The sequence below is a fragment of the Campylobacter magnus genome (genome assembly GCF_028649595.1).
GTDB lineage: Bacteria > Campylobacterota > Campylobacteria > Campylobacterales > Campylobacteraceae > Campylobacter > Campylobacter magnus.
This window is the reverse complement of record NZ_JAQSLK010000006.1, coordinates 1-21,627: the sequence shown is the minus strand read 5'-3', so window position 1 is coordinate 21,627 and position 21,627 is coordinate 1. Positions and strand designations below refer to the sequence as shown.

Sequence of the window (21,627 nt, the reverse complement as noted above, 5' to 3'; positions counted from 1 at the left end):
AATATGTCAGCAGCAAAATATATAAAAGCTCTAAAAGAAGTAGCTAGCTATGAAAATCTAAAAACTCAGCAGATGACAGCATTTGAGCAAAGAGCAATTACAAAGCTACTTTATGCTGTGATTAAAAATGCGCCTTATAAGTCTTATTTCAAATCCTTAGTGTGCTATGAGGAGCTAGGTGGCATCACTGAGATAGATAATGAAATGCTAGATAAGATTTACAATCTCTATCTCTTTGATATGACTTATAATCTCTTTAACACAGATGGCTTTGCAGACTACAAAGAGCGAGTTTGTGCTAGCTAGCAGAGCAATCAGCATTATTTAGAGGCTCGCTTAGAGTCTCTAAATGTATCTTGTTTTTTCTTTTTGTCATAAGCGTGTATATAAATGAGAGATTTAAAATCTCATAATCACCTAGCCTTATAGTTTAAAAACTCTAGGGAATTCTAGAATTCTCTATTTTGGCATAAAGGTAAGATTATTATATAAACACAAAGGATCGATCATGAAAAAAGATAATAGAAAAGAACAAAGGAGATATGACTCAGCCTGCACTGTTATAGATTCTGCTTTTGAAACTGATTCTAGGGTAGCAGTTGTTAGGGTTGATTTATCTTATCGAGAAGGTAAGAGTTCAGCCCAAAGGATAAATATCGATTTAAATAAGCTAAGGCTAAATGCACGCTCAAAGCCTAGTATATTTAAAGATCAAATAGGCTATGTAATAAAGCTTGAAAAGGGAGATAATGACAATTACCACGCACACGCATTATTTACATTTAAAGGGCATGAAGTAAAAAACCACAAATATAAAGCAGAGCAGATAGGTAAATACTGGCAAGAAGTAATAACAAAAGGCGATGGTATTTATCATAATTGTAACACAAAAAAATATGATAAAAACTGCCTAGGTGTAATAGAGCGCAGCAATGTAGATGATGTAGAGGCGCTAAAAGAAAATGTGCTTGGTTATCTATGTAAAGATGAGCAAAGCATAAACAATAGTGATGGTTCGGATAAGAAAATTAGAGAGTTTAGGTGTAGTATGATAAAAAAGTAGCTTTATTTCTTTTTAATAGTAATTATTTTATAATTATAAAAAAGGATAAAAAATGATAACAGCAAATGTCGTTCAAATTGGCTCATCTAGAGGGATTAGAATTCCAAAAAATATATTAGAACATTTTGGCTTTGATAAGGTAGAGTTGGAAGTACTAAAAAATGGTCTTTTGATAAAGCCTATAAATAATAACAAAATTTCTAGCTGGGATACACCAGAGCTTCGCCAAAAGGCTAGTAAAGAAAAAAATCTTTGCGATGATTTTAGTGCGGTAGACACTGATAGCTGGGAGTGGTGATGAAAAGCTATGAGATATGGTGGGTAAGCCTCGATCCAACAATAGGTGCTGAGATAAAAAAGCGCAGACCTTGCCTTATAATCTCGCCAAATGAACTAAATTATCTTAATACAAGAATCATAGCACCAATTACTTCAAAAGGCTTTGAAGCACCTTATAGAGTAGATTTTACGCTGCTTGATAAAAAAGCTAGAATTCTTTGCGACCAAATAAGATGTGTTAGCACAGAAAGATTTGTAGAAAAAATAACTAATTTAGATGCTAAAAACACCGCAAAAGTAAAGCAAATACTTAAAACAATGTTTGCTTAATGAACTAAGTATTTAGTAATATAGCTTGGATGGAATTCTCCACCCAGGCTATATTACTACTTAATAACATCAAAATTAAGCATTGTTGCCTTTATGTCAAGCTTCATTAGCGACAACGTATATCTTAATTTTACAAGCCTTTTCCCCTGCGTTTTCCCTGGCTAAATCAGTCCAGGTAATATACTTGTGGTTGTCCTGCCAGTCGGTCTTATAGCCCCTCTGCTCCATGCGTTCTATAAAGTCCTGCCGACTGGTGGCGGTTTCTTTACAGTCCAGAACCGCAAGGGCTATATCCTGCACATAACTCTTTACTTTCCCCTGCTCTGCTTGCTTCAAGATGTTATATGTGTCCTTGTTCCATGCAACTGTTTCCTCTCTCTCTTCTCCGGAGAACGTCTTGCCCTTTTCCGGTACGTGAAGCCCTTGCTCTCTGCTCTGCTCGTTGCACCTTTCTTTAAGGTCTTTGAGGTCTTGATTGCTCCATTGTAGCTTATGTCCGTCCTCATAATTCACGCTGTTCACGATAAAATGAGAGTGAATGTGTCCTCGGTCTATATGGGTTGCAATAAGCACCTCATGCCCTTTCCATGCTTCTGTATTCTTAGCAAGCTCGATAGCGTTCTTATGGGCTTGCTCTGGTGTGATATGCTCGTCCTCATGGTAGCTCTGAACAAAGTGCTTGTAGGTTCTGCCCCCAGTCTTGCCCCATAGCTCCTTAGTGGCTTGCATTTCGTCCTTTACTGTATCAGCTTCACAATGCAGACCGCTGACAAGCTTCTCCTCTGTCTTTTCCTCTTTTGTCACATAATCAAGGGCTTGCCCTATCCCTGCTTTTGAAGATACTGCTTTAATAACTGCCATACTTCTCTCACTTCTTTCATGGTGTTTGGTAGCTCCTGCTTATAGTCTACATAGCCATTTTCATTGAGCTTCTTCGCTATCTGGTTGAGGTTGTTCCCCTGCCTTTTCAGTTCTGGGTATATCTCTTTCAGTCCGTCCAAATTGACAACCTGCTTCTGTGTGAGTGCTTCAATGATATACTGCTGTTGGCTCTTTCCAGACTGCTCCACCTTTTTCTTAATAGCTTCAAGTTCTTCCTCTGAAACCCTTATAACTATCTGCTTCGGTCTTGTCCTATTCATTGAGCAATTCCTCCAACGCAAATTTAATTTCTTTCGTGAAAACCTCTCCACTAATGTGCACACTCATTAGTAACTCCTTTAGAGGACTATACTGACATAAATGTGAGTATAGGCGTTTTGAAAGTCTTTCTGTATCAGGTTTTCCGTCCATTAAGTTTCTTCTTTCCTTAACCCACTTCTTGATTATTTCAAGTTCTTCGTCCATGTTCGGCTCTTTCTCTGGTTTCCAGTCGGCTCTCATGTCTTTCAGTTTTTCTTCCCAAGTCTCGATATCATCATCGATGTAAGATATTTCTTCCTCGTCATAATCCTCTGGGTGTTCCGCTGCTTTCTTCTTATCTTCAACTGCTGATTCCAAGATATCTAATGCATTTAGATAATCCTCTGGGTTATATCCACGGAATAACAAGTCTCTTAGCAAGGTATCTTCTGGAAACATACCAAACCAACATCGGTCAAACCATTGGTCAGCAAACATTCCTGCATTTTGGACAATAAAGGGGATAATTCTCCAAAACAGTGTCCTTCCTAATTTTATTACGGGTTTTGCTCCCACAAACAGGACACAATATCCATTCGCATTTCATCATAATTAGTCTCTAATCCTTTCAAATCTCATTTTATATGACTTTTGCAAGCTGTTAAGCTAACTTGTGGAACATATGCCGAACCTTATCTATACGGCTATTCGGGCGGCGGGGTTGGCAAATAAATTTACCAATAGCTGGCTGGTATCCTTTTAACTCTGTCAAGCAGACTCCCTGCCCATTTGTGAAATTAGTTAAATCGTTCCTGTATTCTTGAATACATCTAGCAGGGATTTCTCCTTTCAGAATGACCTCGTCATTCTTTATCTGAGTACTTACAATATCTGCACAATACCTTGGAGCATCATGATACGCCCGTGAGAGATATTCCTGCGGTGCATAAATTTCAAAGTGGAGATATGGCTCTAATAGTTCTGTCCCTGCTTTTTTTAAAGCCTGCTCCAATACGATAGGGGAAAGCAGCCGAAAGTCTGCGGGGGTACTTACAGGACTATAATACAATCCATATTCAAAACAGATTTTACAGTCTGTCACTTTCCATCCATACAGCCCCTGCTCGCAGCCATAAAGAACCCCCTCCATAACCGCATTTTGGAACGATTGATTTAAATATCCAAGTGAAACTCTGCTTTCATACTGCACTCCGCTTCCAATAGGGAGCGGCTCTATGGACAACCCGACAGAAGCCCAGAAAGGATTTGGCGGGACTTCTATGTGGATGGTATATTCTGCTTTTCTAAGCGGTCTTTCCATATATATAACAGTAGGCTCTTTTATTTCTGCCTCCACATGATATTTTTCCTCAAGGATGGCACAAATGACTTCCATCTGCACATTCCCCAAAAAAGAAAGTATAATCTCATGCGTTGTAGTATCCACATAATATTTTAAAAGAGGGTCGCCATCTGAAATTTCTTTAAGTGCCTCAAGCAATATTTCCCGCTGTTCAGATTTCTTTACTGCAATCGTTGTTTGGAGCATAGGGAGAGGATTTTCAATAAATTTTCTCTGCGGCAACAGTATTTCGTTCCCCAAAATACTGTTTAGCTGCAAAACATCATTTGGTAAAATTACAATATCACCAGAGCAGGCTGTATCGGATGAATATAATTCACCGTTTGTCGGAACATACATCTCTGTGATTTTTATTTTCTCTTTTTCAGATATTCTAATAACATCCCTCAAATGCAATGTTCCGCTATATATACGCACATAAACAAAACGCCGCCTTTTCTCTGAATATTCAATCTTAAAAACCTGCCCGCATAGTTCAGATTGACCTTCAGGCGTTGATGAATAAAATTTACTGGCAATTACTTCTATAAGCTGCCGAATCCCCAGATTGTTTTTAGCGCTTCCGTGATAAACGGGAAATAACGTTCCGTTTTGGAATCTCCTGTTTTCTTCCTGTTCCAGTTCTGACATTTTAAACGGTTTCCCTGACATATATTTCTCTAATAGTTCATCGTTTCCCATAATTACCGCATCCCACTGTTCCATATCGTCATTGTCCGTTACATTTATATGGGGATGCTGCCCAACCTTTTGCTTCACTATAATTTCCGAAGAAAGCTTTGCTTTCATTTCCCGATATACCATTGGCAAATCAATCCCCTCTTGGTCAATTTTATTGATGAAAAAAATTGTCGGAATCTTCATTATCTGTAGTGCATGAAACAGTATACGGGTCTGTGCCTGTATGCCATCCTTTGCAGAAACTAATAATACTGCTCCGTCTAATACGGATAAAGAACGGTATACTTCCGCCAAAAAATCCATATGGCCTGGCGTATCTATAATGTTGACTTTTACATCCTCCCACTGAAAAGATGTCACTGCTGTCTGGATAGTGATTCCCCTTTGACGCTCCAAATTCATTGTATCTGTCCTTGTTGTGCCTTCATCTACGCTCCCTAGTTCTGCAATTGCACCACTGGTATACAATAAACTTTCCGTTAATGTTGTCTTTCCTGCGTCAACGTGAGCCAGAATGCCTAAGTTAATTATTTTCATGTGATTTTCCTCCTATGGAGTTATTTACCTATCAACACCCAAAAAAGGGCATAAAAATACCCAGTGATAAATACTCCTATCACTGGGTAAATAACTCCAATAGCCCCAAAACACTTATATGTTTTCGGGCATATAAAATCACATGATAAAAGTATTCTTAAACTGGGTACAAAAAACTAAGCCCCATATTAAAAGTGAAACGGGACTGCTACTTTTTGTTCCCACTATCAAATTGACAGTTTATTTAAGAATACCTTGCCGCATATTTATTAACTCCTTGTATAATATTGAATCTAATTATACTCCTTAATCCTTTATTTGTCAAGCTGACAAACTAAAGCAGAAAAAGCGGCAGGATTTCCCCCTGCCACTAATCATCTGTTTATGCAAAAATAATTTCCTTTTCCACAATCTCTCTTGCACAAGCCCTTATGTTATTGAGGCATCCTGTCCATTCTAAGGCGTTTTCTGCCTTTAGCTGTTCCGTTATGCCCTGTGCCTGTTTCATACCCTCTATGAGCCTTTCAAAGCGTTCCTGTGCCTGTCTGTTGATGTCGGCAAGGTAGGCGTTTAGCCTGCCGCTTGTAAGAAGATTGGTGTATGTAACTTTACGGTACTGTTTTAGATAATCTAAATGCCGTTGCCCCCAGATGCCTATTGCCTGTTCTTCTTCGGCGGGTACAGTTAAGCACGGTATCAAATAATCCCCTTGCCTTTCGTATTTGCCGCCCAGTTCCTCAAATAATGATTTTGCCATTGTCTGTTACCTCCACATTCTTTTTTATTTTGAATGTCCGCAAAATCCGTCCTACATCCATTGGAGCTTATGACCGTTCTCATAATTTACGGAATTGACAATAAAGTGCGTGTGTATATGCCCCTTGTCTATATGCGTGGCTATCAGAACTTCATGCCCTTTCCATGCCTTTGTATGCTCTGCCAGCTCGACAGCGTTCTTGTGAGCCTGCTCCGGGGTTATTTCCTCGTCCTCATGGTAGGATTGCACATAATGCTTATAGGTTCTTCCGTCCGTCTTGCCCCACAGCTCCTTTGTGGCTTGCATTTCCTCCTTGACCGTCTCCGGCTCACAATGCAGACCGCTGACAAGCTTCTCCTCTGTCTTTTCTTTTTTCGTCACATAATCTATTGCGTGCCCTATGCCCGCCTTTGAAGATACCGCCTTAATGACTGCCATACTTTGTTCAGCTCCTCTCCATGCTTCCGCACTTCCGCTTCACTCGGCAACATTCCCCCCTCATTACACCTCTTTGCTATTTGGTTGAGGTTGTTCCCTATCCGTTTCAGTTCCGGGATAAGTTCTTTGATACCGTCCGTATTCACGATCTGCTTCTCCAGCACACAGGAAAGGATATACTCCTGCTGGTTCTTTCCACTCTCTGAAATCTTCTCCTGCAACTGCTGGTATTCTTCTTCACTTACTCGGAATGATAACTGCTTTGGTCTTGTCTTGTTCATGCCCTTACCACTCCATATCCATGACATCAAGTAAGTCAAAGAAACGCTCCAGCGTCTTATTTTCCTTTTCTGCCGGGTTCTGTTTTACATATTTATCAATTACTTTCATCAGCTCCTGCACCTCGTATCTGTACTCAAACTGAATTTTATCCATTTCTTTTTTCATGCCTTTGACCTCTCTTTCTTCGGTGCTACCACCGTCAAATTATGAGCCTTTCGGCTCTCTAAAAAGGGGGATTGAAGGGGGCTTGCCACCCTCACAAGTTCTAAAGTGGTAACACTTTAGGGAACTTGCAACATACCCCACACCACTAATATACTATAGTGGCTATCACTTGTCAAGTGGGGTGTGTTGTGGTGCGTGGATTATGCCAATAATCCAGTGGAGCTTACTTCCTCTTAGGTGCTGAGGGAATGGAAAAAAGAGATAGTCAAGGGCTTGTTTTTTTCTCTGCAGCTATGAGCTTCCGCTTGCGGATCAGCGAATGGCAGCAGTGAAAAAAATTGTCGCAGACAACCCTTTACTCTCTCTTTTTGGAATGGACAATGCTCCTATGAGGAAGTAACGGAACGGTCGTGCTGTCGTTTCCCCCTCTGGCATTGTAGCCAACAAAAAAGAGTATCAAGGGTAAACTGTACAGTCGTTCCGACTGCCCTTGACACTCTTTTTCTTATGGCTCTTGGGTAATTAAGGGGAAATGACTTAAAGGGCTTCGCCCTCTTTCCACCACTTCAATACAGTGTGTCGGCTCAATCCAGTATCACGCTCACAATCTATTTTCTTTCCGTCTGGGTGGTTCGCCTGCCATTCTTCGACAATCTTCGCCTTGTCTGGTCTGCCCCCATTAGTACATTCTCCCATTTCAACCTTAAAAGCCCTTTGGTTATTCATGTACTTAACGTGTACCGCTTGCTTTCTTCCATTCCGTTTATTTGGTGGTATAGCTACCTTTATCATCTGACTTATCTATCTCTTTTGATATAGCATCACTTAGATGTGAAATTTGATTTGATAATTTATGTGATATCCGTAATGCTTCACGGCATTTTTCCGGGAACCATTCTTTTACAAGCCAATCATCATCATAATCACTCATAGCTTCATAATCGCTTAATGGCGCATAATCACTTTTTGTAAGTGATACAAAATCATCACATAGCTTAACATATTCTTTATGAATTTGTTCATAGCGATAATCCCTAATCACGCCAGTTAATTTGTCTTTTAGAATATCTAAACGACTAACTTTGTCTGGGTCTAGGTTTTGTCTTTTTCGTTCGTTGCCAAGCCAATACCAAACTCCTGCCGATGCTCCTGCTATTATAAGTGGTAACATTTTTACTCCTTTTAAGAAAAATTGTAAGAGAAGTTTATCAAAGCATTACGATATATTATGTCGTAATAAAGTAAAATAAATAAATATTTTTAAAAGTTATTTATTTTTTGGCATTTACATCAATACGACACTATCTGTCGTATTGATGTTTTATAATTCGTCTTAAATTTTTAAGGAATTAAAATGGCTCAGCTTATTATTTTACTTATAGCACTTTGGGTGCTTTGGGGTATTTGCTATATGGTTTTTAGGACAGTTGGCATGATAAGGGCTGCAATATTTTATTTAGCAGAAAAATACGATTTGCCAATATACGATAAAAGCAAAGATGAGGAAAATCGCTTTAAGAATTTTAATGCCAAATTAGGCATTTAACTAGGTTTTACTCCCACTAAAAATCTACTTAAATTTAAGTAGATTTTTAGTGGGGGGGGGGTATAATGAAATTTAAAAATGTAAAAAATAAAGGAGGTGTTTATCGTCTGAAAATGTGAGTTTTCCTTGTGCTACTTGTGGGGCTTGTTGTAGGCATATTTCAAATATTGCTGAACTTAAAGACTTTGATCTTGGCAATGGAATATGTAAAGAGCTAGACCTTAAAAGCAATAAGTGCAAGATTTACGAAAATAGACCGCTAATTTGCCGTATAGATGAAATGTATAAGGCTTTTAGTAAGGTTTGGAGTAAAAAAGAGTTTTACTCTTACAATGCCAAAGCCTGCAATGAACTACAAAGGCTAGAAAACATTGATGAGAGTTTTAGGGTAAAAGAAAATTTTTAAGGAGAACAAAATGCCATTACCGTTAATTCCAATTGTAGCTGCTGGATTGGTAGCTAGCGCACTAGGATATGGAGCAAAAAAAGGATATGATGCCTATAAAGACAGCAGCGAGGCAAGCGAAAAAAGAAATGAAGGTCAGCAAATATACTCTAATGCTGTTGATGCCTTTAAACTTGTTCAGGATAAAACTGATGAAGTTTTCAAACAATTTGGAGAAGAAAAACAAAGAACTCTCAATGGAGCATTAGAGCGTTTTGCGGCGCTAATTTCTAGACTAGAAACTGCCAATGATGATTACAGTGTAGAAATTAACGGCAAAGATGTTGAGCTTGCTAAAATTAGCGATAGCGTGTTTGAGCTAAGCTCTATGATAGGCGGTGTGATTGCTGCTGGCGGAGCTGGTGCTTTGGCTGGATTTGGTGCTTTTGGTAGTGTGGGATTACTTGGTGCTACTTGCGCCACTACTGGAACTGCCATTGGCTCACTTACTGGTGTTGCCGCTACAAATGCTACTCTTGCGTGGTTTGGTGGTGGTGCTTTAAGTGCTGGTGGTCTTGGAATGGCTGGCGGAACTGCTGTGCTTGGTGGAATTGTTGCTGCACCTGTTATCGCAGTAGCTGCTATAATTTTTGCTTATAAAGCAGAAACAGCAAAAGAAGATGCAAAAGGCTTTAAAACATACTGCGAGCAAGCAGCCGAAGCTCTAAAAGCGCAACAACCATTACTAAAAAAGCTGTATTATAAAGGTGATGAAAAGCGCAGAAGTCTTATTAAAATGGACTTAGAGCTTAGCGAACAACTTGATCTAGTTGAAAAAATCGCAGATGATAAAGGCAATAATCCAGCTGTTTGGAGTAATGATGAGCAAGACAAGCTTCATATCTTAGTAAATACAGCTGAGAGTGTAATAGCCATTATCAATGAGCCTATACTAAGCGATGATGATGAGCTAACTAAAAAGCTTATATCTTTACAAGAAACACATGCTAATATTTTAAAAGAAATAAAAGCTAAGTATGAATAAGCACTAAAATTTAGTAGTTTCACTTTGGAATTCCAAAGTGAAACTCTACCTAAAAAGGATAAATCAATGCCACAAGTAGTAACAGCAAGAGCAAGAACTCTAAGTGATGAAATAATAGAAGAAATAGGCAATCAAACCTTAGCTAGATTTGGGCTTAATATATTTAGCTTAAATACCTATGCAGGATATGGTGCTGCTGTGGATGCGCAAAGGCATATGGAAGCTACTGCCAAAATTCACGCCAAAAACGATAAGAAATATGGATTTTTACACGAAGATCTAGTGGCTAGTGATACAAATATAGAAAATGCTTTAAATACTGATGGTGGCGCATATGGTGCTGATCTTGGTAAAAATTTAAATAAAGGCACAGTAGCACTTCGCACAGATACGCTAGCATATATCACAAAAGCGCAAAGCGGAGCACTACAAAAAGCCATTGATGATTTACCAAAAAGACAAGCTAAGCTTAATGAATTATTAGCTCAGGGCTACCCTGCTGATAGCAAAGAAGTAAAAGACGCAGCTAGCAAACTAAGAGCATCTCAAAACGCACAGATAGAACTTGATTTTGTAAATAAAACATACACAAAAGAAGAGCAACAAGCTATGCTAAAAGAATTTGGCATACAAACCAACTCAAATGATACGCTAACTGATGTAAAAGTATATAAAAATGGTGAAATAAAGGTAAATGGTCAGTTAAAGGCAGTTAAAATAAATAATAATAGTGATCTAAAAAAGCTTTATGGCAAAAATGATAAATACCTAAATGAAGATGGATTAAAAATAATAATCACAAAAGATGAATATCCAAAAGCAAAAGAGCTTTTAGAAAATACAATAAAAAATGAAAAAGATCCAGTAAAAAGAGAAAACGCTAAAAAATTGTTAGCAAAATTAGAACCTAGCAATTACACAATAGCTGATAGCCAAAATGCTTTGGAAATCTCTAAGTGGAATACTATAAAAATGGGAGCAGCGCATGTGGCTACAACTGGGCTTAGCGAAGCTGCTGTGATGGCTCTTAGCATTATCGCAAGTGGAGCTGTCTGGGAAATAAAAGACATGTGCTTTGGTAACAAATCTACACCACTTGAAGTAAGAGTGCAAAGACTTTGGGATGAAATAGTAAAAAATTTTAAAAACCTAGGTCATGCTTTTAGTAAAGGTGGAACTTATGCCTTGGTAGATATAATTGTTAAAACAATTGGTGCTGAGTTGCGAGCTATTTGGGGCAAGCTAAGAAGCTCTGTTAAGCAAATATATAATGCTATTTATGATTATATCACAGGAAAAACAAAAAGTTTTAAAGACCTGCTATCTGTGATTTTAAAAGGGCTTATTTCTACTTTATGGGTAAGCGCATCTATTTTTATCTCAAAGCAACTGGACTTCTACCTAACGCCGATAATGCCTGGCTTTGCTAATATCGTATCTGGGGCATTAACCATCGTAATATCTGCTTTTGCTATAGTGCTTGGCAGTAAAGCGATCGATATGGCGCTTGATAGCATATTTGCAGCGATTGCCGCAAGAGATTTCGCAAAGCAAAGAGCAGATGAAATAGCAGAGCTTGTGGCTTCTAATTTGCCAGCTTTGATTGCCGAGCGAGAAAAACTAGAACTAGCAGTAGAACAAGCTCATGTTGAGCGAATGATGGCACTAGACTCAGCATTTAGCGACTATGCTAATGCTAAGTTTGGTGGAGAATTTTCTGCTATTTTTGCTTCGCTTGATAATATCTGTAAGCTTCATGGCACAGAGCTAAAAATAAGAACAAAAGAACAACTAAAAACTTTTGTAAATAGTGGTAGTGGGAGACTTCATTGGGATTAAATAAATAATTCAGTTTTTAAAAACAATATACAAAAGGAGAAAAAATGAACACAAAAAACACACTCAATAATGAATTAGAAAAATTAATATGTGAATTTATAGAACTTATAAAAAAATATGAAAATTTCACGGGTAATAAATATGAGAATTTGGTAAGCAATGAATATAAAGGGAAAAAAGTAGTGGAGATATTAAAAAATTTTACCACTGATTTATCAGAACAAAAAATAGAAATAGATACTGCTATGAAAGAAACAATATTGGAAATGTTAGCTACTCTTGCTCAAAAGTTGCTAGAAGAGGTAGAAAAATATATAGTTTCTGATGATGTTAAAGAAAGTTTTAAAAATTTATCATTTTATACTGAAATTGCCGAATATCATACAAGGATTTCTACAAAACTAATAAACATTTCAATGGCAAAATTAGAATTAAAAAAAAGGATTTCTACAAAACTAAAAAACATTTCAATGGCAAAGTTAGAATTAAAAAAAAAAAAATGAAAAATACTAATTTAACATCAAAAGAAGCTCAGCTATCTCGGCTTTTACAAATGCTTGGAATTCTTAGCAGAGAACAAAGACTAAATAAAGATGAACTACTAAATAAGTTTAATATTGATGTAAGAACATTTCAGCGTGATATTAAAAAGATTAAAGATGAATGTAATCTTGATATCACACGAGGCAAAGATGGCTTTTATTATCTAAATCGTGGATTAGAAGCTGACGGAGCTTTGAGCTTTGATGATATTAAACTTTTTGCTAAAAATAGTGGTTTTGGAGATATTTATCCAAGCTTAGATGATGAAACCATAACTGATGCTTTAAATACCGATTTTAGCAAGTTTTATGCTATGAGCTCTCAAACTGGCAAAAATCAAAAAGAGCTTAGTGCTATTTTTGATGATTTACGAACAGCTATTAAAGAACATTTAGAGCTAAATTTCTATTATGATGGCAAAGAACGCTTAGTAAAGCCTTATAGACTTGATTTTATAGATGGTATTTGGTATTTGCTTGGTGATGAAAAAACTAAGCTTAAAAGCTTTTCTCTATTGAAAATCAAAAAATGTCAATTTCTAGGTGGCTTTGAGCCATCTAGAATTTTTTTACGCCGTATTAAAGAAAATGATTTAGAATGGATTAGCCAAAATATCAAAATAGCTAGAATTCTAGTTTTGCCAAAAGCAAGAGAATATTTTGAACGAAAAAATATATTTAAGAGCTTTAAAATCTTAAAAGATGATAATAATGGTATTTTGCTTGAAGTTCGCTTTGCCTTTGATGATGAGCTTTTAAATGTAGTAAAAGCTTGGATACCATATATAAAAATAATAGAACCACAAGAGCTGAACGCTAAGCTAAAAAATTCACTACTAGAATATGCAAATTCTATATAGCTTTTATATTTCTTTTTCTAGCTCTAAGCCCTTGCGATCTGCCAAGCAAAAAATAATCTTTTCTTCAAGGCTTTCTTTATAGGAATTCTCTACTTCGCTCATATCTATTCTCCGTGATTTTTTGCCCAAAGTAGAGCATTATCAGCCACAACATCGGCACTCATGGTATGAAGTACATCGTAGCAAGGCACGAGATATTTGCTTATACACTCAGTTTTATTTAGCAGTCTATACACTTGCGACGGTGCTAGACTATTGCGCCTAGCTATTTTGTGTATTATATAGATTATGAAACTAGCAGTATCTTTATCCATTATTTTAGCTCTCAGATGGCATTAGCTATCCTTGGTAATTCAAAATTATTCTCTATACGCATCTTTTCTAGCTGCTACTCTAAGTACCAAGATTATTAGTTCATTTTCTTTCTTTTTGTATATTGCTCTAAATGAGCGAATTCTAAGCCTATAAAGCCCTTCGTAACTGCCTTTTAAAGCCTTGATTTTCGTGGTTTTTAAAAGCTCTTGTTCGTATTCGTGGCTAAAATTAGTAGCAAACTCGCTTAGAACTTTCATTATTATAACGCTATTTTCTTTGCCTATGCCAGCAAAGTCCTTTTTAACTCTACTTTCAAACTCTAGCTTATAGCTCATCTACAAACTTTTGCATTTCATCTTGGCTAATGATTTGTGGGTTTTTGAGCCTATCTTGCGCTATTTTTAGATCAAGCGTGTCAAAGTAAAGCTCCAAAGCATTTGCTATAATTCTGCTTTTTGATAAGCTAAGCTCTTTTGAAAACTCGTCTAATTCATTTTTTAAAGCGTGTTCTATAGTAAAGCTCATTTTTGCTACATTTTGCATTTTTATCCTTTTTTAGAAACAGTAGAAGTATATATAAAAGTATATATAAAAGTCAATACTTTTATACTGATGTATAAAACTTTTTATTTTTATTAGCTGAAATCTAGCGAATTTTTGGTATAATCACGACAATGGAGTGCTAATGTGCCAATGTGGTCAAGGGCGGATTGCCTTAAACGGCGATAAATACAGGTTCGATTCCTGTTTGGCACTCTAGCTTTTTGCTAATTTTTACTAATTTTTACCATCTCTATATTTGTTATTCCATAAGTTCCCAGCTCTCCGCTAAAACACACATAATGTATTATAAGCTTTATCGTTTATTTGCATATCTACTTTTTCACTCTTTTAAAGAACTCATCAAGTCCCTCTGCTGCTACTTCTTGGCGGACTTTTGAGTAGCGTTTGGTCACGCTTGTAGATGTGTGTCCTAGGATAGATGCGATTTGCTCTAGCGTTTTACCCTCTGAGACTAGCACACCACCTATTAAGTGGCGCAGATCGTGGATGCGGATATGAAGTCCTAGCTTATCAAGCACTTTTTGCCAGTGTTTTCTTAGTGTGCTATTATCCATTTTTTGGCTTTTATCTTTCATGGCTGGAAAAACAAAACCACTTTCTTTTATACCGATATTTTGTAAGGCTTCAAGTAGCTCATTGCTTAGTTTGTAGGTCATAGGCTTTCTAACCTTATTATTTTCATATCTTATTGTGTAGGTCATAGCTTCTAAGTTTATATCTCGCCACTCAAGGCTTAAAACTTCGTTTAGCCTTCGCCCATGCGAAAGCCAAACAAATATACTTCTAAAAGGTTCTACTGGATAGTTATAGAGCAAATCATAAAGCTCTTTTAGCTTATCATCACTAAGCTCTATGCTAACTTCATTATTAAACTTTGGTATTTGAATAAAAATAGCAGGATTTGACTTTAGAGTGCCATTTGCTACATAATACTTAAAGAGTGGTCTAAGCGCTTCTTTTATAGATTTTGAGCTTCTTGGAGCCATGCCCATATCTAGCATTTTATTTACTATATCTTGTAATCGCCTAGTGCTAATTTGAGTAATTGGCGTTTTAGATAGCTTCTCATCTGAAAATATCCATTTGTTTGCCACCAAAATATAACCATTTATCGTATTTGGAGAGAGCTGATTGCGTTTCATTTCTATATATTCATCCCAAGCTTCTTTAAGTGTTGGAATTCTAGTTTTTTCAGTTTTGCGATTACCTTCTTTTAATTGTTTTATTAAATTCTCTCTTTGTGATGCTACTTCTTTTATAGCTTGTAAAAAAGTAATTTTATTAGAAAATGAAAAACTTTTTTTGGTCTGCTTTTTATTTCCGCTTTCATCAACAGCATAAACTCTTAAATACAATTTAAAATCACAGCCTATATAAGTTGGAGCTTTTGTAATTTCTTTTGTGCCAAATATTCCATTGCGATTGTCAAAATAGATGTTTTTACAATCTACATTTTTAAGATTGATTTTTATTAAATCATTAGTCATTGCTAACCTCGATTTGGGTACGACTTTGGGTACGACTTTTTATGGTAAATTATATAAATTTGTAGCTTAAATAAAAATTAAGAAATCTCTAAAATAATGAAATATTCATCTTTTATATAGAGTTATAATTAGTTATAAATTCTAAGGGTCTTAGACTTAGTATCTACGATACAAAGGGGCTAGAAATGAAAGACTTTGAGGCGACAAAAGGCGAGATCGAGAGTTTTTTAAGCGAAAATAAAGCTAAAAGCGCAGATGAGCAAATTCACATTGCGTGGATGTGTATAGGCGAGGATAGCAGAAGATTACAAGATGGCGAGATAGAACTATACAAAATGCTAAAAGCGTATGGAATTCCTACAATAGTAGTCGTCACCAAAGCCGAGCGTGACAAAGACCCTAGCAGCGGCGAGAAATTTAGCGATTTTATAAAAAATGAGCTTGGGCTAAAAGAAAGCGAGTTTGAGCGAGTAAGGGCACTAGAAAGCGAGGATGATGAGGGCGTGATCAAAAAAATCATGGGTGTAGATCTGCTAATAAATAAGACCTTTGAGACCTTGCCACAGGCAAAAAGTCTAGCCTTTGCAAGGCAGCAAGAATACGACAAAGAGATGCGTGAGCTTGCTCTAAAACGCCTAAGAGAGAAAGCAAAAGAAGACGCCCAGATCATCACGCATAGCTACGCTAGCATAGCAGCTGGTATAGCAGCATCGCCTTTGCCTTTTAGCGATATTGCGCTGCTGCTGCCTACGCAAGTCGGTATGATTTTACACATTGCCAAAGCTTATGAGCTAGAAATGAACGCAGAAAGTGCCAAAAAGCTAATAATCGCTCTTGGGGCTGTGGCTGGGACTGGCTTTGCTGTTCGTGCGGCTCTTGGGACTGCTTTGAAGTTTATCCCAGGGGCTGGCAGCCTAGCAGGTGGTATGATCAATGGCACAGTCGCTGCTGCTACGACTGAGATGATGGGGCAGACCTTTATAGCGTATTTGGATGATAATTTTAGCAATCTAAGCGAAGCTATAAAAAACATAGGCGCAGAGGCTCTAAAAAAATATGCAAATGCTTAAAATATACTAGGGAATTCTAAACTCTAGAATTCCCACAAAGGAAAGCAATGATATTAGGTGTTGATTTAGAAGAAAAATCATGGAATAGTTCATATTGGGACTATTGCATTAAAGTACATGCTATCCAAATAAAAAATGGAAAAAATATTTATCTTTGGCAACCCTTTAACAAATATTATAACTATAACACAAGAGGACCTGGCAAGATAGCAGAAGAAATTCTAGATATGTTTCCATACGCAAAAGAAGTAGCTCCATATGAAAAAATAGTTTTTTCACTAAAAAATGTGAAAATCAAAGAAGCAAAACACTCTGTAAAAATACATCAGCATAAAGAAGTAGGCAAAGATGATATAGAGCTTTTAATGAAAGAAGTGTTAGAGCTAAACAAAAATGAAGTTTACGAACATGAAATCATTCAAATTTTGCCCTTTGCTTTTGGGCTAGATAGTGTGGGTGAAGTAAATGATCCACTTGGTAAAAAAGGCGCAACACTAGAAGTAAGCGCAAATATCATATACGCAAGAAAAGAAAAACTAGATTTTATGCGTAAGATAATAAAAAAGCTAGGCACGAGAGTAAAAAGCTACAACTTTGTTTATAGTGAGTATGCAAAAATGATTACTGAGCTAAAAATAGATGAAGTAGACATTTATACAGAAAATATAAACTATGAAACATTGGAGTTGGAGTATAAGAAAATAGATAGTGTTAGTGATTGGCTTAGACATTATGAATTGTTGTTAGGGCTTTGTCTTTATGGTCGTGGCTATAATGCCTTGTATGAAGTAGATAGCAATGGAGATGTGTTTTTAAAAGGATTTTAAGGAGAAAAAAATGTATAAAGAAAAAATACAAAATTTGTTAAATGAGCTTAGCGTGGGGCTATTTGAAAGAGAAGAGTGCTTAAAGCTGGTATTATTATCTATGTTTGCTGGAAAATCAATATTTCTTTATGGTCCTCCAGGAACTGCAAAGTCTATGATAGCAAGAAGAGCAAGTTTGGCATTTGATACTCTAGGGAATTCTAGAATTCCTAGTGAGAATTCTAGAATTCCAAATGAAAACTCTACTGAGAATTCTAGAATTCCTACTGAGAATTCTAGAATTCTCAATAAAAACAAAGGCTTCTTTGCTTATCTTATGAATAGATTTTCAACACCAGAAGAAATCTTTGGTCCAATAGACATAGCAGAGCTTAAAAAAAATAATCTAACAAGAAAAACAGATGGCTATCTACCAACTGCTCATTTTGCTTTTTTAGATGAAATTTGGAAAAGCTCACCAGCTATACTAAATACCTTGCTTACTATCATAAATGAGCGAATATATAGAGATGGTAATACTGATGTAAAAGTGCCTTTAAAAGGCATAGTTTGCGCTAGTAATGAATTCCCACCAGCTAATCAAGGCTTAGAGGCTTTATATGATAGAATGATTTTAAGATATTTTGTAAAGCCACTAAATGAAAAAGAGAATTTCTTAAATCTAGTCTCAAATGAAAGCGATAAGAGCGTAGAGCTTAGAGAGACTTTTAGTCTAGGTGAGCTTGATGAGATAATTACTTTATCAAAGGCTGTGAGCTTTGATGAGAGTGCAAAAGAGGCATTTTGCCAGATTAAGGCGATGATTGACGAGCTTAGAGCTAAGCCAGAGCTTATTAAAGAGCTTTTTGGGCTTGAGGGCGTAAGTGCGCCTTATATCTCAGATCGCAGATATAAAGAATGCGCTAGTATCCTAAAAGTAAGTGCTGTGCTAAATGATAGAAATATCATCGTAAAAGACGATCTAGCCCTTTTAGCGCATAGTTTGTGGGAGGATGAAAAGCAAATGGAGCTTATAAAAAAAGTGCTTGAAAAAATCCTTGGCAAAGATGAAGAGATAAGAGGGCTAAAAGCTAGTTTCAAAGCCTTAGAAACAAAGGCAAAAAACAACTCTTTTGAGAGCTTAAAAGGTGAGTTTGACACGCTAAGAGATAAAATAACAGCAAAGCAAATATCGCTTGATAATGAGATAAACAGCACTCCAAATAATGTATTTTTGGGCTTTAGGCAAAAAACTGCTATAAAAGAGCTAAAAAATCTAGCTCTTGGGCTTGATGAGTGCCAAACAAACACGCTTTTAAAAGATGAAAAAAATCATAAAATGCTAGAAGTGGTTTATGAAAAAACCCAAAAAATCCTACAAGCAAGCGGCGTAGATGATAGCAAGAGCGTTAGCGAGGTAAAACTAGCTATAAATCAGTTTTTCATGGGACAAATGAACGATGATGAATTAGCAAAGAAACTTGCTAGTGTTATAGTCTTTGGCAAAATGGCAAATAACGCTAGTTTGGGCTTTGCAAAGCTTTTTAGCGAGATAGTGGCACAAAACTCATCAAATGATCTACTAGCAGCTGGGGCAAAAGGAATTTCAGCTGCTATCAGCCACGATAAAGACAAGCTAATAAATGATCTCATCACAGCCGTAAAAGAGCATAAAAAGGCGTGAAAATGCTACTAGATGACCACGGACTTCTAAATGATCCTAAAATTGCCAAGCTCTATGCGCAAGCAGTGGCTAATAAAAATGAGCAAATCGTAGCTGCGGTGGCAAATCCGCCTTTTGAGAGTGAGCGAGCGGCTTTGCTAGAAAGAGCAGGTGCTAGTGCGGAGAAGGGAGTTTTAGATGACGATATAGAGGCATTTGCTAAATTTAACGAGGGGCAAAATCTAGAATTCCTACGCCACAGAGCAAACCTAGCAGACAATGAGAGCAAAAGAGCCGAGCTGCACGGCTATATCGTGGATAAATGGCAAAACATTTTAGCTGAGAAAATCGCTATTTGGAAAAAGCAAAGAACGCAGGGCTTAGAAGATGACTTTTTTGTGCGTATGCAAGCGTGGTTTGATGCGCTTTTAAAAGCTCGTGAGTTAGCGCAGATAAGCCCTGAGCTTTTTGGCGAAGATGGGCTAATGATGGATGCTATAAGCCTAGTAAATGACGCTCTTGATACTAGCGATTTGGGCGATGAAAAGGCGCAAAATGCTATGCTAAAAGCACTTAGCTCACTAAGCGATATAACCATGGATGATAGTGGCGAGATCCCAGCAAATGGCTACAAAGGGCAAAATCGCTCTAAAAAGCTAAGTTTAGCGCAGATTTTAAAGCACTTTAACAAAATCAAAAATAATGAACCTTTGATGAAATTATGTGAAATGCTAGGCAGACTTAGAGAGGCTAGGGATGAAGTTTTTATGGAGAAAATCAAGGAGCAAACGGCGTATTCTTACACGCAGAGTGTGCCTACAAAACGCACAAAAGAAGAAATCTGTGGCGTGGAGCTAGGTGCTGATTTGGCAAATCTTGTACCGCAGGAATTTTCGCTATTAAATGATGATGATTTGGAGATTTTATTTGATTTGAAGCTTTTGGAAAAAAGGCTATTTTGCTTTGAAAAGCAAGGGCTGGTAGAAAAGCAAATCAAAGATGTAAAAGAGATAGAAAAACAAAAGCCAAAAGAGCAAAAATCAAAGGATAAGAATAAAGGCGCAATTATACTATGCGTGGATACTAGCGGATCTATGAGTGGGGAGCCTGAGATGGTAGCAAAGGCTCTAACGCTATTTATCGCAAGCCGTGCTAGGCGCAAGAACAGAGCCTGCTATCTAATCAATTTTAGCAGCGATATTAAGTGCGAGGATCTAAGCGAGCATGGCTGGGGGGAGAGGCTAAATAGCTTTTTGCGCCTTAGCTTTGGCGGTGGGACAGATGTAGGCAAGGCACTAGAAAAAGGCGTGGAGATGATGAGCAAAGATGAGTTTGAAAAAAGTGATTTGCTAGTAATTAGCGATGGGGATTTTGGCGAGCTTAGCCAAAGAATCGTGGGCAAAATGGATAAGCAAAGAGAGCAAGAAAACCGCTTTTTCTTGCTAGACATTACAGAAAAATCAAAGGCTCTTGACTACTTTGATAAGCATTTTTTATATGATGGAAAAAATGTGAAAGTCTTAGGCGAGCTAGCTAGCGAAATTCGCTAAGGAATTCTGATTTTGCGTTTTTTGATATATTTACAAATTTTTTACAAAAAGGAAATACTATGAGTTTTTTTGATGAGTTATCATGTAAAATTGATGATTTTAAAGATTATCTTTCAAGATGTTTTGAACAAATAAGCGAAATAACACATGATAGAGTTATTTTCTTATTTGGTTTTACTGGTGCTGGCAAGGACATAGTTTTAGATATACTTGCTGGCAGAGAGTTTGATAGAGTTTACAAACCTACAACTGCAGAAATATTTAAAGAAACTGTAAAAGCTAAATATATGAATAAGGAGAAAAAATACAAAGTAATCAATACTGCTGGTTTATGGAATTTTGACGATGAAAAATTAGCCGATGCTGACTATGCAATGCAAGTAAAATGGAATATTATAAAAAATTTACATACAGGATTTGATTTTTGGAAAGATAAAATTTTAATTTTGTATATTTTTAATGCTAAAGACTATAATGAAGATGAAAAAGATAGGATAAAATTATAGGGAATGGTATAACCAAAGCTTGCAAAAGGCGCAAATTTTGATTTTACCGGTTGCAAGAGCGTATTTTGAGCGCAAAAAAGCCTTTGGCGAGTTTAAAAGGCTAAGCGATGATGAGCGGGGCATTCTTATTGAGGTAAAGTTTGCCTTTGATGATGAGCTGCTAAATCTAGTAAAGGCATGGATTCCTTATGTCAAAATCATAGAGCCAAAGCCACTAAATACTAAGCTTAAAAAGCTTTTAGAAGGCTATATAAAGAGCATTTGAGAGATTTTGGGAATTCTGGGGCAGAAAAATCTAGGGAATTCTAGAATTCCTAGAATAAAATCTAGAATTCCTAGAATTTATTCTAGGAATTCACAAAATCTTGCTAGTATCTTTGCGCTACAAGCAATTTAGTCTATTTGCACTTAGCTTTGGTCTTTTGATGCTTG

The 21,627-nt window shown here is 36.8% G+C and carries 30 protein-coding genes and 1 tRNA gene; 17 read left to right on the top strand and 14 right to left on the bottom strand.

Annotated elements, in window-relative coordinates; genetic code table 11:
• Positions 1 to 3: 3 nt before the first annotated feature.
• From PTQ34_RS07260 to PTQ34_RS07245, 4 genes are all read left to right on the top strand, one after another.
• Complete coding sequence (locus PTQ34_RS07260; RefSeq protein WP_273932900.1) at positions 4 to 306, top strand: hypothetical protein; 303 nt, start codon at positions 4 to 6, stop codon at positions 304 to 306.
• 202 nt (positions 307 to 508) lie between these two features.
• Positions 509 to 1,063 carry a YagK/YfjJ domain-containing protein gene (locus tag PTQ34_RS07255; RefSeq protein ID WP_273932899.1) on the top strand — a complete coding sequence of 185 codons (555 nt, stop codon included), beginning with the start codon at positions 509 to 511 and terminating at the stop codon, positions 1,061 to 1,063.
• Positions 1,064 to 1,115: 52 nt separating this feature from the next.
• The gene (locus PTQ34_RS07250) at positions 1,116 to 1,361 is read left to right on the top strand and encodes an AbrB/MazE/SpoVT family DNA-binding domain-containing protein (protein ID WP_273932898.1); all 246 of its coding nucleotides are present in this window, start codon (positions 1,116 to 1,118) and stop codon (positions 1,359 to 1,361) included.
• Positions 1,361 to 1,672 (top strand): type II toxin-antitoxin system PemK/MazF family toxin, encoded by a 312-nt coding sequence (locus PTQ34_RS07245; RefSeq protein WP_273932896.1) that lies wholly within the window; start codon positions 1,361 to 1,363, stop codon positions 1,670 to 1,672. The genes PTQ34_RS07250 and PTQ34_RS07245 overlap by 1 nt, the downstream gene beginning before the upstream one ends.
• 96 nt (positions 1,673 to 1,768) lie before the next feature.
• On the opposite strand, the gene PTQ34_RS07240 is transcribed toward PTQ34_RS07245, so the two are convergent.
• The 10 genes from PTQ34_RS07240 to PTQ34_RS07195 form a co-directional block, all read right to left on the bottom strand.
• A complete protein-coding gene (locus PTQ34_RS07240) occupies positions 1,769 to 2,533 on the bottom strand; it encodes a relaxase/mobilization nuclease domain-containing protein (RefSeq protein WP_273932895.1) in 765 nt (254 codons plus the stop codon).
• Positions 2,494 to 2,814, bottom strand: coding sequence for a plasmid mobilization protein (locus PTQ34_RS07235; RefSeq protein ID WP_035407126.1), 321 nt, complete (start codon positions 2,812 to 2,814; stop codon positions 2,494 to 2,496). Before PTQ34_RS07235 ends, PTQ34_RS07240 begins: the two co-directional genes overlap by 40 nt.
• On the bottom strand, positions 2,807 to 3,253 hold the full coding sequence (locus PTQ34_RS07230) for a hypothetical protein (protein WP_273932893.1): 447 nt from the start codon (positions 3,251 to 3,253) through the stop codon (positions 2,807 to 2,809). Before PTQ34_RS07230 ends, PTQ34_RS07235 begins: the two co-directional genes overlap by 8 nt.
• A gap of 28 nt (positions 3,254 to 3,281) precedes the next feature.
• On the bottom strand, positions 3,282 to 3,401 hold the full coding sequence (locus tag PTQ34_RS07225; RefSeq protein WP_449727698.1) for a cysteine-rich KTR domain-containing protein: 120 nt from the start codon (positions 3,399 to 3,401) through the stop codon (positions 3,282 to 3,284).
• 54 nt (positions 3,402 to 3,455) lie between these two features.
• On the bottom strand, positions 3,456 to 5,375 hold the full coding sequence (gene tet(O) / locus PTQ34_RS07220) for a tetracycline resistance ribosomal protection protein Tet(O) (protein WP_273932892.1): 1,920 nt from the start codon (positions 5,373 to 5,375) through the stop codon (positions 3,456 to 3,458).
• 382 nt (positions 5,376 to 5,757) lie between these two features.
• A complete protein-coding gene (locus PTQ34_RS07215) occupies positions 5,758 to 6,132 on the bottom strand; it encodes a TnpV protein (RefSeq protein WP_001129922.1) in 375 nt (124 codons plus the stop codon).
• Positions 6,133 to 6,183: 51 nt separating this feature from the next.
• Positions 6,184 to 6,570 carry a relaxase/mobilization nuclease domain-containing protein gene (locus PTQ34_RS07210; protein ID WP_002860781.1) on the bottom strand — a complete coding sequence of 129 codons (387 nt, stop codon included), beginning with the start codon at positions 6,568 to 6,570 and terminating at the stop codon, positions 6,184 to 6,186.
• Entirely contained in the window at positions 6,531 to 6,851 is a 321-nt protein-coding gene (locus PTQ34_RS07205) for a MobC family plasmid mobilization relaxosome protein (RefSeq protein ID WP_009256578.1), read from the bottom strand. Before PTQ34_RS07205 ends, PTQ34_RS07210 begins: the two co-directional genes overlap by 40 nt.
• Before the next feature lie 4 nt (positions 6,852 to 6,855).
• On the bottom strand, positions 6,856 to 7,017 hold the full coding sequence (locus tag PTQ34_RS07200; protein ID WP_004614779.1) for a hypothetical protein: 162 nt from the start codon (positions 7,015 to 7,017) through the stop codon (positions 6,856 to 6,858).
• A gap of 763 nt (positions 7,018 to 7,780) precedes the next feature.
• Entirely contained in the window at positions 7,781 to 8,188 is a 408-nt protein-coding gene (locus PTQ34_RS07195) for a hypothetical protein (RefSeq protein WP_273932888.1), read from the bottom strand.
• 183 nt (positions 8,189 to 8,371) lie between these two features.
• Here PTQ34_RS07195 and PTQ34_RS07190 point away from each other — a divergent pair, with 183 nt between their 5' ends.
• From PTQ34_RS07190 to PTQ34_RS07165, 6 genes are all read left to right on the top strand, one after another.
• Entirely contained in the window at positions 8,372 to 8,563 is a 192-nt protein-coding gene (locus tag PTQ34_RS07190) for a hypothetical protein (protein WP_273932886.1), read from the top strand.
• A gap of 115 nt (positions 8,564 to 8,678) precedes the next feature.
• Positions 8,679 to 8,969, top strand: coding sequence for a YkgJ family cysteine cluster protein (locus tag PTQ34_RS07185; RefSeq protein ID WP_273932884.1), 291 nt, complete (start codon positions 8,679 to 8,681; stop codon positions 8,967 to 8,969).
• Between the two features lie 10 nt (positions 8,970 to 8,979).
• Entirely contained in the window at positions 8,980 to 9,993 is a 1,014-nt protein-coding gene (locus tag PTQ34_RS07180) for a hypothetical protein (protein WP_273932882.1), read from the top strand.
• Positions 9,994 to 10,059: 66 nt separating this feature from the next.
• Positions 10,060 to 11,832 carry a hypothetical protein gene (locus PTQ34_RS07175; protein WP_273932880.1) on the top strand — a complete coding sequence of 591 codons (1,773 nt, stop codon included), beginning with the start codon at positions 10,060 to 10,062 and terminating at the stop codon, positions 11,830 to 11,832.
• 44 nt (positions 11,833 to 11,876) lie between these two features.
• Entirely contained in the window at positions 11,877 to 12,335 is a 459-nt protein-coding gene (locus PTQ34_RS07170) for a hypothetical protein (RefSeq protein WP_273932879.1), read from the top strand.
• Positions 12,332 to 13,234, top strand: coding sequence for a helix-turn-helix transcriptional regulator (locus PTQ34_RS07165; RefSeq protein ID WP_273932877.1), 903 nt, complete (start codon positions 12,332 to 12,334; stop codon positions 13,232 to 13,234). Before PTQ34_RS07170 ends, PTQ34_RS07165 begins: the two co-directional genes overlap by 4 nt.
• A gap of 104 nt (positions 13,235 to 13,338) precedes the next feature.
• Here PTQ34_RS07165 and PTQ34_RS07160 read toward each other — a convergent pair whose 3' ends face one another.
• Genes PTQ34_RS07160 through PTQ34_RS07150 form a run of 3 tightly spaced genes read right to left on the bottom strand, consistent with a single transcriptional unit; the run spans position 13,339 to position 14,092 of the window.
• A complete protein-coding gene (locus tag PTQ34_RS07160; protein WP_273932876.1) occupies positions 13,339 to 13,548 on the bottom strand; it encodes a DUF3791 domain-containing protein in 210 nt (69 codons plus the stop codon).
• A 45-nt stretch (positions 13,549 to 13,593) separates the two neighbouring features.
• On the bottom strand, positions 13,594 to 13,884 hold the full coding sequence (locus PTQ34_RS07155; protein WP_273932875.1) for a type II toxin-antitoxin system RelE family toxin: 291 nt from the start codon (positions 13,882 to 13,884) through the stop codon (positions 13,594 to 13,596).
• Positions 13,874 to 14,092, bottom strand: coding sequence for a ribbon-helix-helix domain-containing protein (locus PTQ34_RS07150; protein WP_273929805.1), 219 nt, complete (start codon positions 14,090 to 14,092; stop codon positions 13,874 to 13,876). Before PTQ34_RS07150 ends, PTQ34_RS07155 begins: the two co-directional genes overlap by 11 nt.
• 136 nt (positions 14,093 to 14,228) lie before the next feature.
• Between PTQ34_RS07150 and PTQ34_RS07145 the strand changes: the two genes are divergently transcribed.
• Positions 14,229 to 14,305 (top strand) — tRNA-Leu (locus PTQ34_RS07145).
• Positions 14,306 to 14,424: 119 nt separating this feature from the next.
• On the opposite strand, the gene PTQ34_RS07140 is transcribed toward PTQ34_RS07145, so the two are convergent.
• Positions 14,425 to 15,600, bottom strand: a complete 1,176-nt coding sequence (locus tag PTQ34_RS07140; protein ID WP_273932874.1) for a site-specific integrase — start codon at positions 15,598 to 15,600, stop codon at positions 14,425 to 14,427.
• A gap of 185 nt (positions 15,601 to 15,785) precedes the next feature.
• Between PTQ34_RS07140 and PTQ34_RS07135 the strand changes: the two genes are divergently transcribed.
• Genes PTQ34_RS07135 through PTQ34_RS07110 form a run of 6 tightly spaced genes read left to right on the top strand, consistent with a single transcriptional unit; the run spans position 15,786 to position 21,460 of the window.
• On the top strand, positions 15,786 to 16,670 hold the full coding sequence (locus PTQ34_RS07135) for a DUF697 domain-containing protein (RefSeq protein ID WP_273932873.1): 885 nt from the start codon (positions 15,786 to 15,788) through the stop codon (positions 16,668 to 16,670).
• Positions 16,671 to 16,717: 47 nt separating this feature from the next.
• A complete protein-coding gene (locus PTQ34_RS07130) occupies positions 16,718 to 17,497 on the top strand; it encodes an acetate and sugar kinases/Hsc70/actin family protein (protein WP_273932871.1) in 780 nt (259 codons plus the stop codon).
• Positions 17,498 to 17,507: 10 nt separating this feature from the next.
• Positions 17,508 to 19,160 (top strand): AAA family ATPase, encoded by a 1,653-nt coding sequence (locus tag PTQ34_RS07125; RefSeq protein ID WP_273932870.1) that lies wholly within the window; start codon positions 17,508 to 17,510, stop codon positions 19,158 to 19,160.
• A 2-nt stretch (positions 19,161 to 19,162) separates the two neighbouring features.
• Complete coding sequence (locus PTQ34_RS07120; RefSeq protein ID WP_273932869.1) at positions 19,163 to 20,689, top strand: VWA domain-containing protein; 1,527 nt, start codon at positions 19,163 to 19,165, stop codon at positions 20,687 to 20,689.
• 59 nt (positions 20,690 to 20,748) lie between these two features.
• Positions 20,749 to 21,195, top strand: coding sequence for a hypothetical protein (locus PTQ34_RS07115; RefSeq protein ID WP_273932868.1), 447 nt, complete (start codon positions 20,749 to 20,751; stop codon positions 21,193 to 21,195).
• A 37-nt stretch (positions 21,196 to 21,232) separates the two neighbouring features.
• A complete protein-coding gene (locus PTQ34_RS07110; RefSeq protein ID WP_273932867.1) occupies positions 21,233 to 21,460 on the top strand; it encodes a WCX domain-containing protein in 228 nt (75 codons plus the stop codon).
• Positions 21,461 to 21,627: the final 167 nt, after the last annotated feature.

What these genes read in the sequence shown, in the direction of transcription:
- PTQ34_RS07155 (WP_273932875.1), bottom strand. Translation starts at nt 13,884, where the DNA reads ATGAGCTATAAGCTAGAGTTTGAAAGTAGAGTTAAAAAGGACTTTGCT.
- PTQ34_RS07170 (WP_273932879.1), top strand. Translation starts at nt 11,877, where the DNA reads ATGAACACAAAAAACACACTCAATAATGAATTAGAAAAATTAATATGT.
- PTQ34_RS07195 (WP_273932888.1), bottom strand. Translation starts at nt 8,188, where the DNA reads ATGTTACCACTTATAATAGCAGGAGCATCGGCAGGAGTTTGGTATTGG.
- PTQ34_RS07160 (WP_273932876.1), bottom strand. Translation starts at nt 13,548, where the DNA reads ATGGATAAAGATACTGCTAGTTTCATAATCTATATAATACACAAAATA.
- PTQ34_RS07225 (WP_449727698.1), bottom strand. Translation starts at nt 3,401, where the DNA reads ATGAAATGCGAATGGATATTGTGTCCTGTTTGTGGGAGCAAAACCCGT.
- PTQ34_RS07210 (WP_002860781.1), bottom strand. Translation starts at nt 6,570, where the DNA reads ATGGCAGTCATTAAGGCGGTATCTTCAAAGGCGGGCATAGGGCACGCA.
- PTQ34_RS07230 (WP_273932893.1), bottom strand. Translation starts at nt 3,253, where the DNA reads ATGTTTCCAGAAGATACCTTGCTAAGAGACTTGTTATTCCGTGGATAT.
- PTQ34_RS07205 (WP_009256578.1), bottom strand. Translation starts at nt 6,851, where the DNA reads ATGAACAAGACAAGACCAAAGCAGTTATCATTCCGAGTAAGTGAAGAA.
- PTQ34_RS07135 (WP_273932873.1), top strand. Translation starts at nt 15,786, where the DNA reads ATGAAAGACTTTGAGGCGACAAAAGGCGAGATCGAGAGTTTTTTAAGC.
- PTQ34_RS07165 (WP_273932877.1), top strand. Translation starts at nt 12,332, where the DNA reads ATGAAAAATACTAATTTAACATCAAAAGAAGCTCAGCTATCTCGGCTT.
- PTQ34_RS07235 (WP_035407126.1), bottom strand. Translation starts at nt 2,814, where the DNA reads ATGAATAGGACAAGACCGAAGCAGATAGTTATAAGGGTTTCAGAGGAA.
- PTQ34_RS07150 (WP_273929805.1), bottom strand. Translation starts at nt 14,092, where the DNA reads ATGCAAAATGTAGCAAAAATGAGCTTTACTATAGAACACGCTTTAAAA.
- PTQ34_RS07190 (WP_273932886.1), top strand. Translation starts at nt 8,372, where the DNA reads ATGGCTCAGCTTATTATTTTACTTATAGCACTTTGGGTGCTTTGGGGT.
- PTQ34_RS07240 (WP_273932895.1), bottom strand. Translation starts at nt 2,533, where the DNA reads ATGGCAGTTATTAAAGCAGTATCTTCAAAAGCAGGGATAGGGCAAGCC.
- PTQ34_RS07245 (WP_273932896.1), top strand. Translation starts at nt 1,361, where the DNA reads ATGAAAAGCTATGAGATATGGTGGGTAAGCCTCGATCCAACAATAGGT.
- PTQ34_RS07255 (WP_273932899.1), top strand. Translation starts at nt 509, where the DNA reads ATGAAAAAAGATAATAGAAAAGAACAAAGGAGATATGACTCAGCCTGC.
- PTQ34_RS07250 (WP_273932898.1), top strand. Translation starts at nt 1,116, where the DNA reads ATGATAACAGCAAATGTCGTTCAAATTGGCTCATCTAGAGGGATTAGA.
- PTQ34_RS07180 (WP_273932882.1), top strand. Translation starts at nt 8,980, where the DNA reads ATGCCATTACCGTTAATTCCAATTGTAGCTGCTGGATTGGTAGCTAGC.
- PTQ34_RS07125 (WP_273932870.1), top strand. Translation starts at nt 17,508, where the DNA reads ATGTATAAAGAAAAAATACAAAATTTGTTAAATGAGCTTAGCGTGGGG.
- PTQ34_RS07140 (WP_273932874.1), bottom strand. Translation starts at nt 15,600, where the DNA reads ATGACTAATGATTTAATAAAAATCAATCTTAAAAATGTAGATTGTAAA.
- PTQ34_RS07175 (WP_273932880.1), top strand. Translation starts at nt 10,060, where the DNA reads ATGCCACAAGTAGTAACAGCAAGAGCAAGAACTCTAAGTGATGAAATA.
- PTQ34_RS07215 (WP_001129922.1), bottom strand. Translation starts at nt 6,132, where the DNA reads ATGGCAAAATCATTATTTGAGGAACTGGGCGGCAAATACGAAAGGCAA.
- PTQ34_RS07120 (WP_273932869.1), top strand. Translation starts at nt 19,163, where the DNA reads ATGCTACTAGATGACCACGGACTTCTAAATGATCCTAAAATTGCCAAG.
- PTQ34_RS07260 (WP_273932900.1), top strand. Translation starts at nt 4, where the DNA reads ATGTCAGCAGCAAAATATATAAAAGCTCTAAAAGAAGTAGCTAGCTAT.
- PTQ34_RS07130 (WP_273932871.1), top strand. Translation starts at nt 16,718, where the DNA reads ATGATATTAGGTGTTGATTTAGAAGAAAAATCATGGAATAGTTCATAT.
- PTQ34_RS07200 (WP_004614779.1), bottom strand. Translation starts at nt 7,017, where the DNA reads ATGAAAAAAGAAATGGATAAAATTCAGTTTGAGTACAGATACGAGGTG.
- PTQ34_RS07115 (WP_273932868.1), top strand. Translation starts at nt 20,749, where the DNA reads ATGAGTTTTTTTGATGAGTTATCATGTAAAATTGATGATTTTAAAGAT.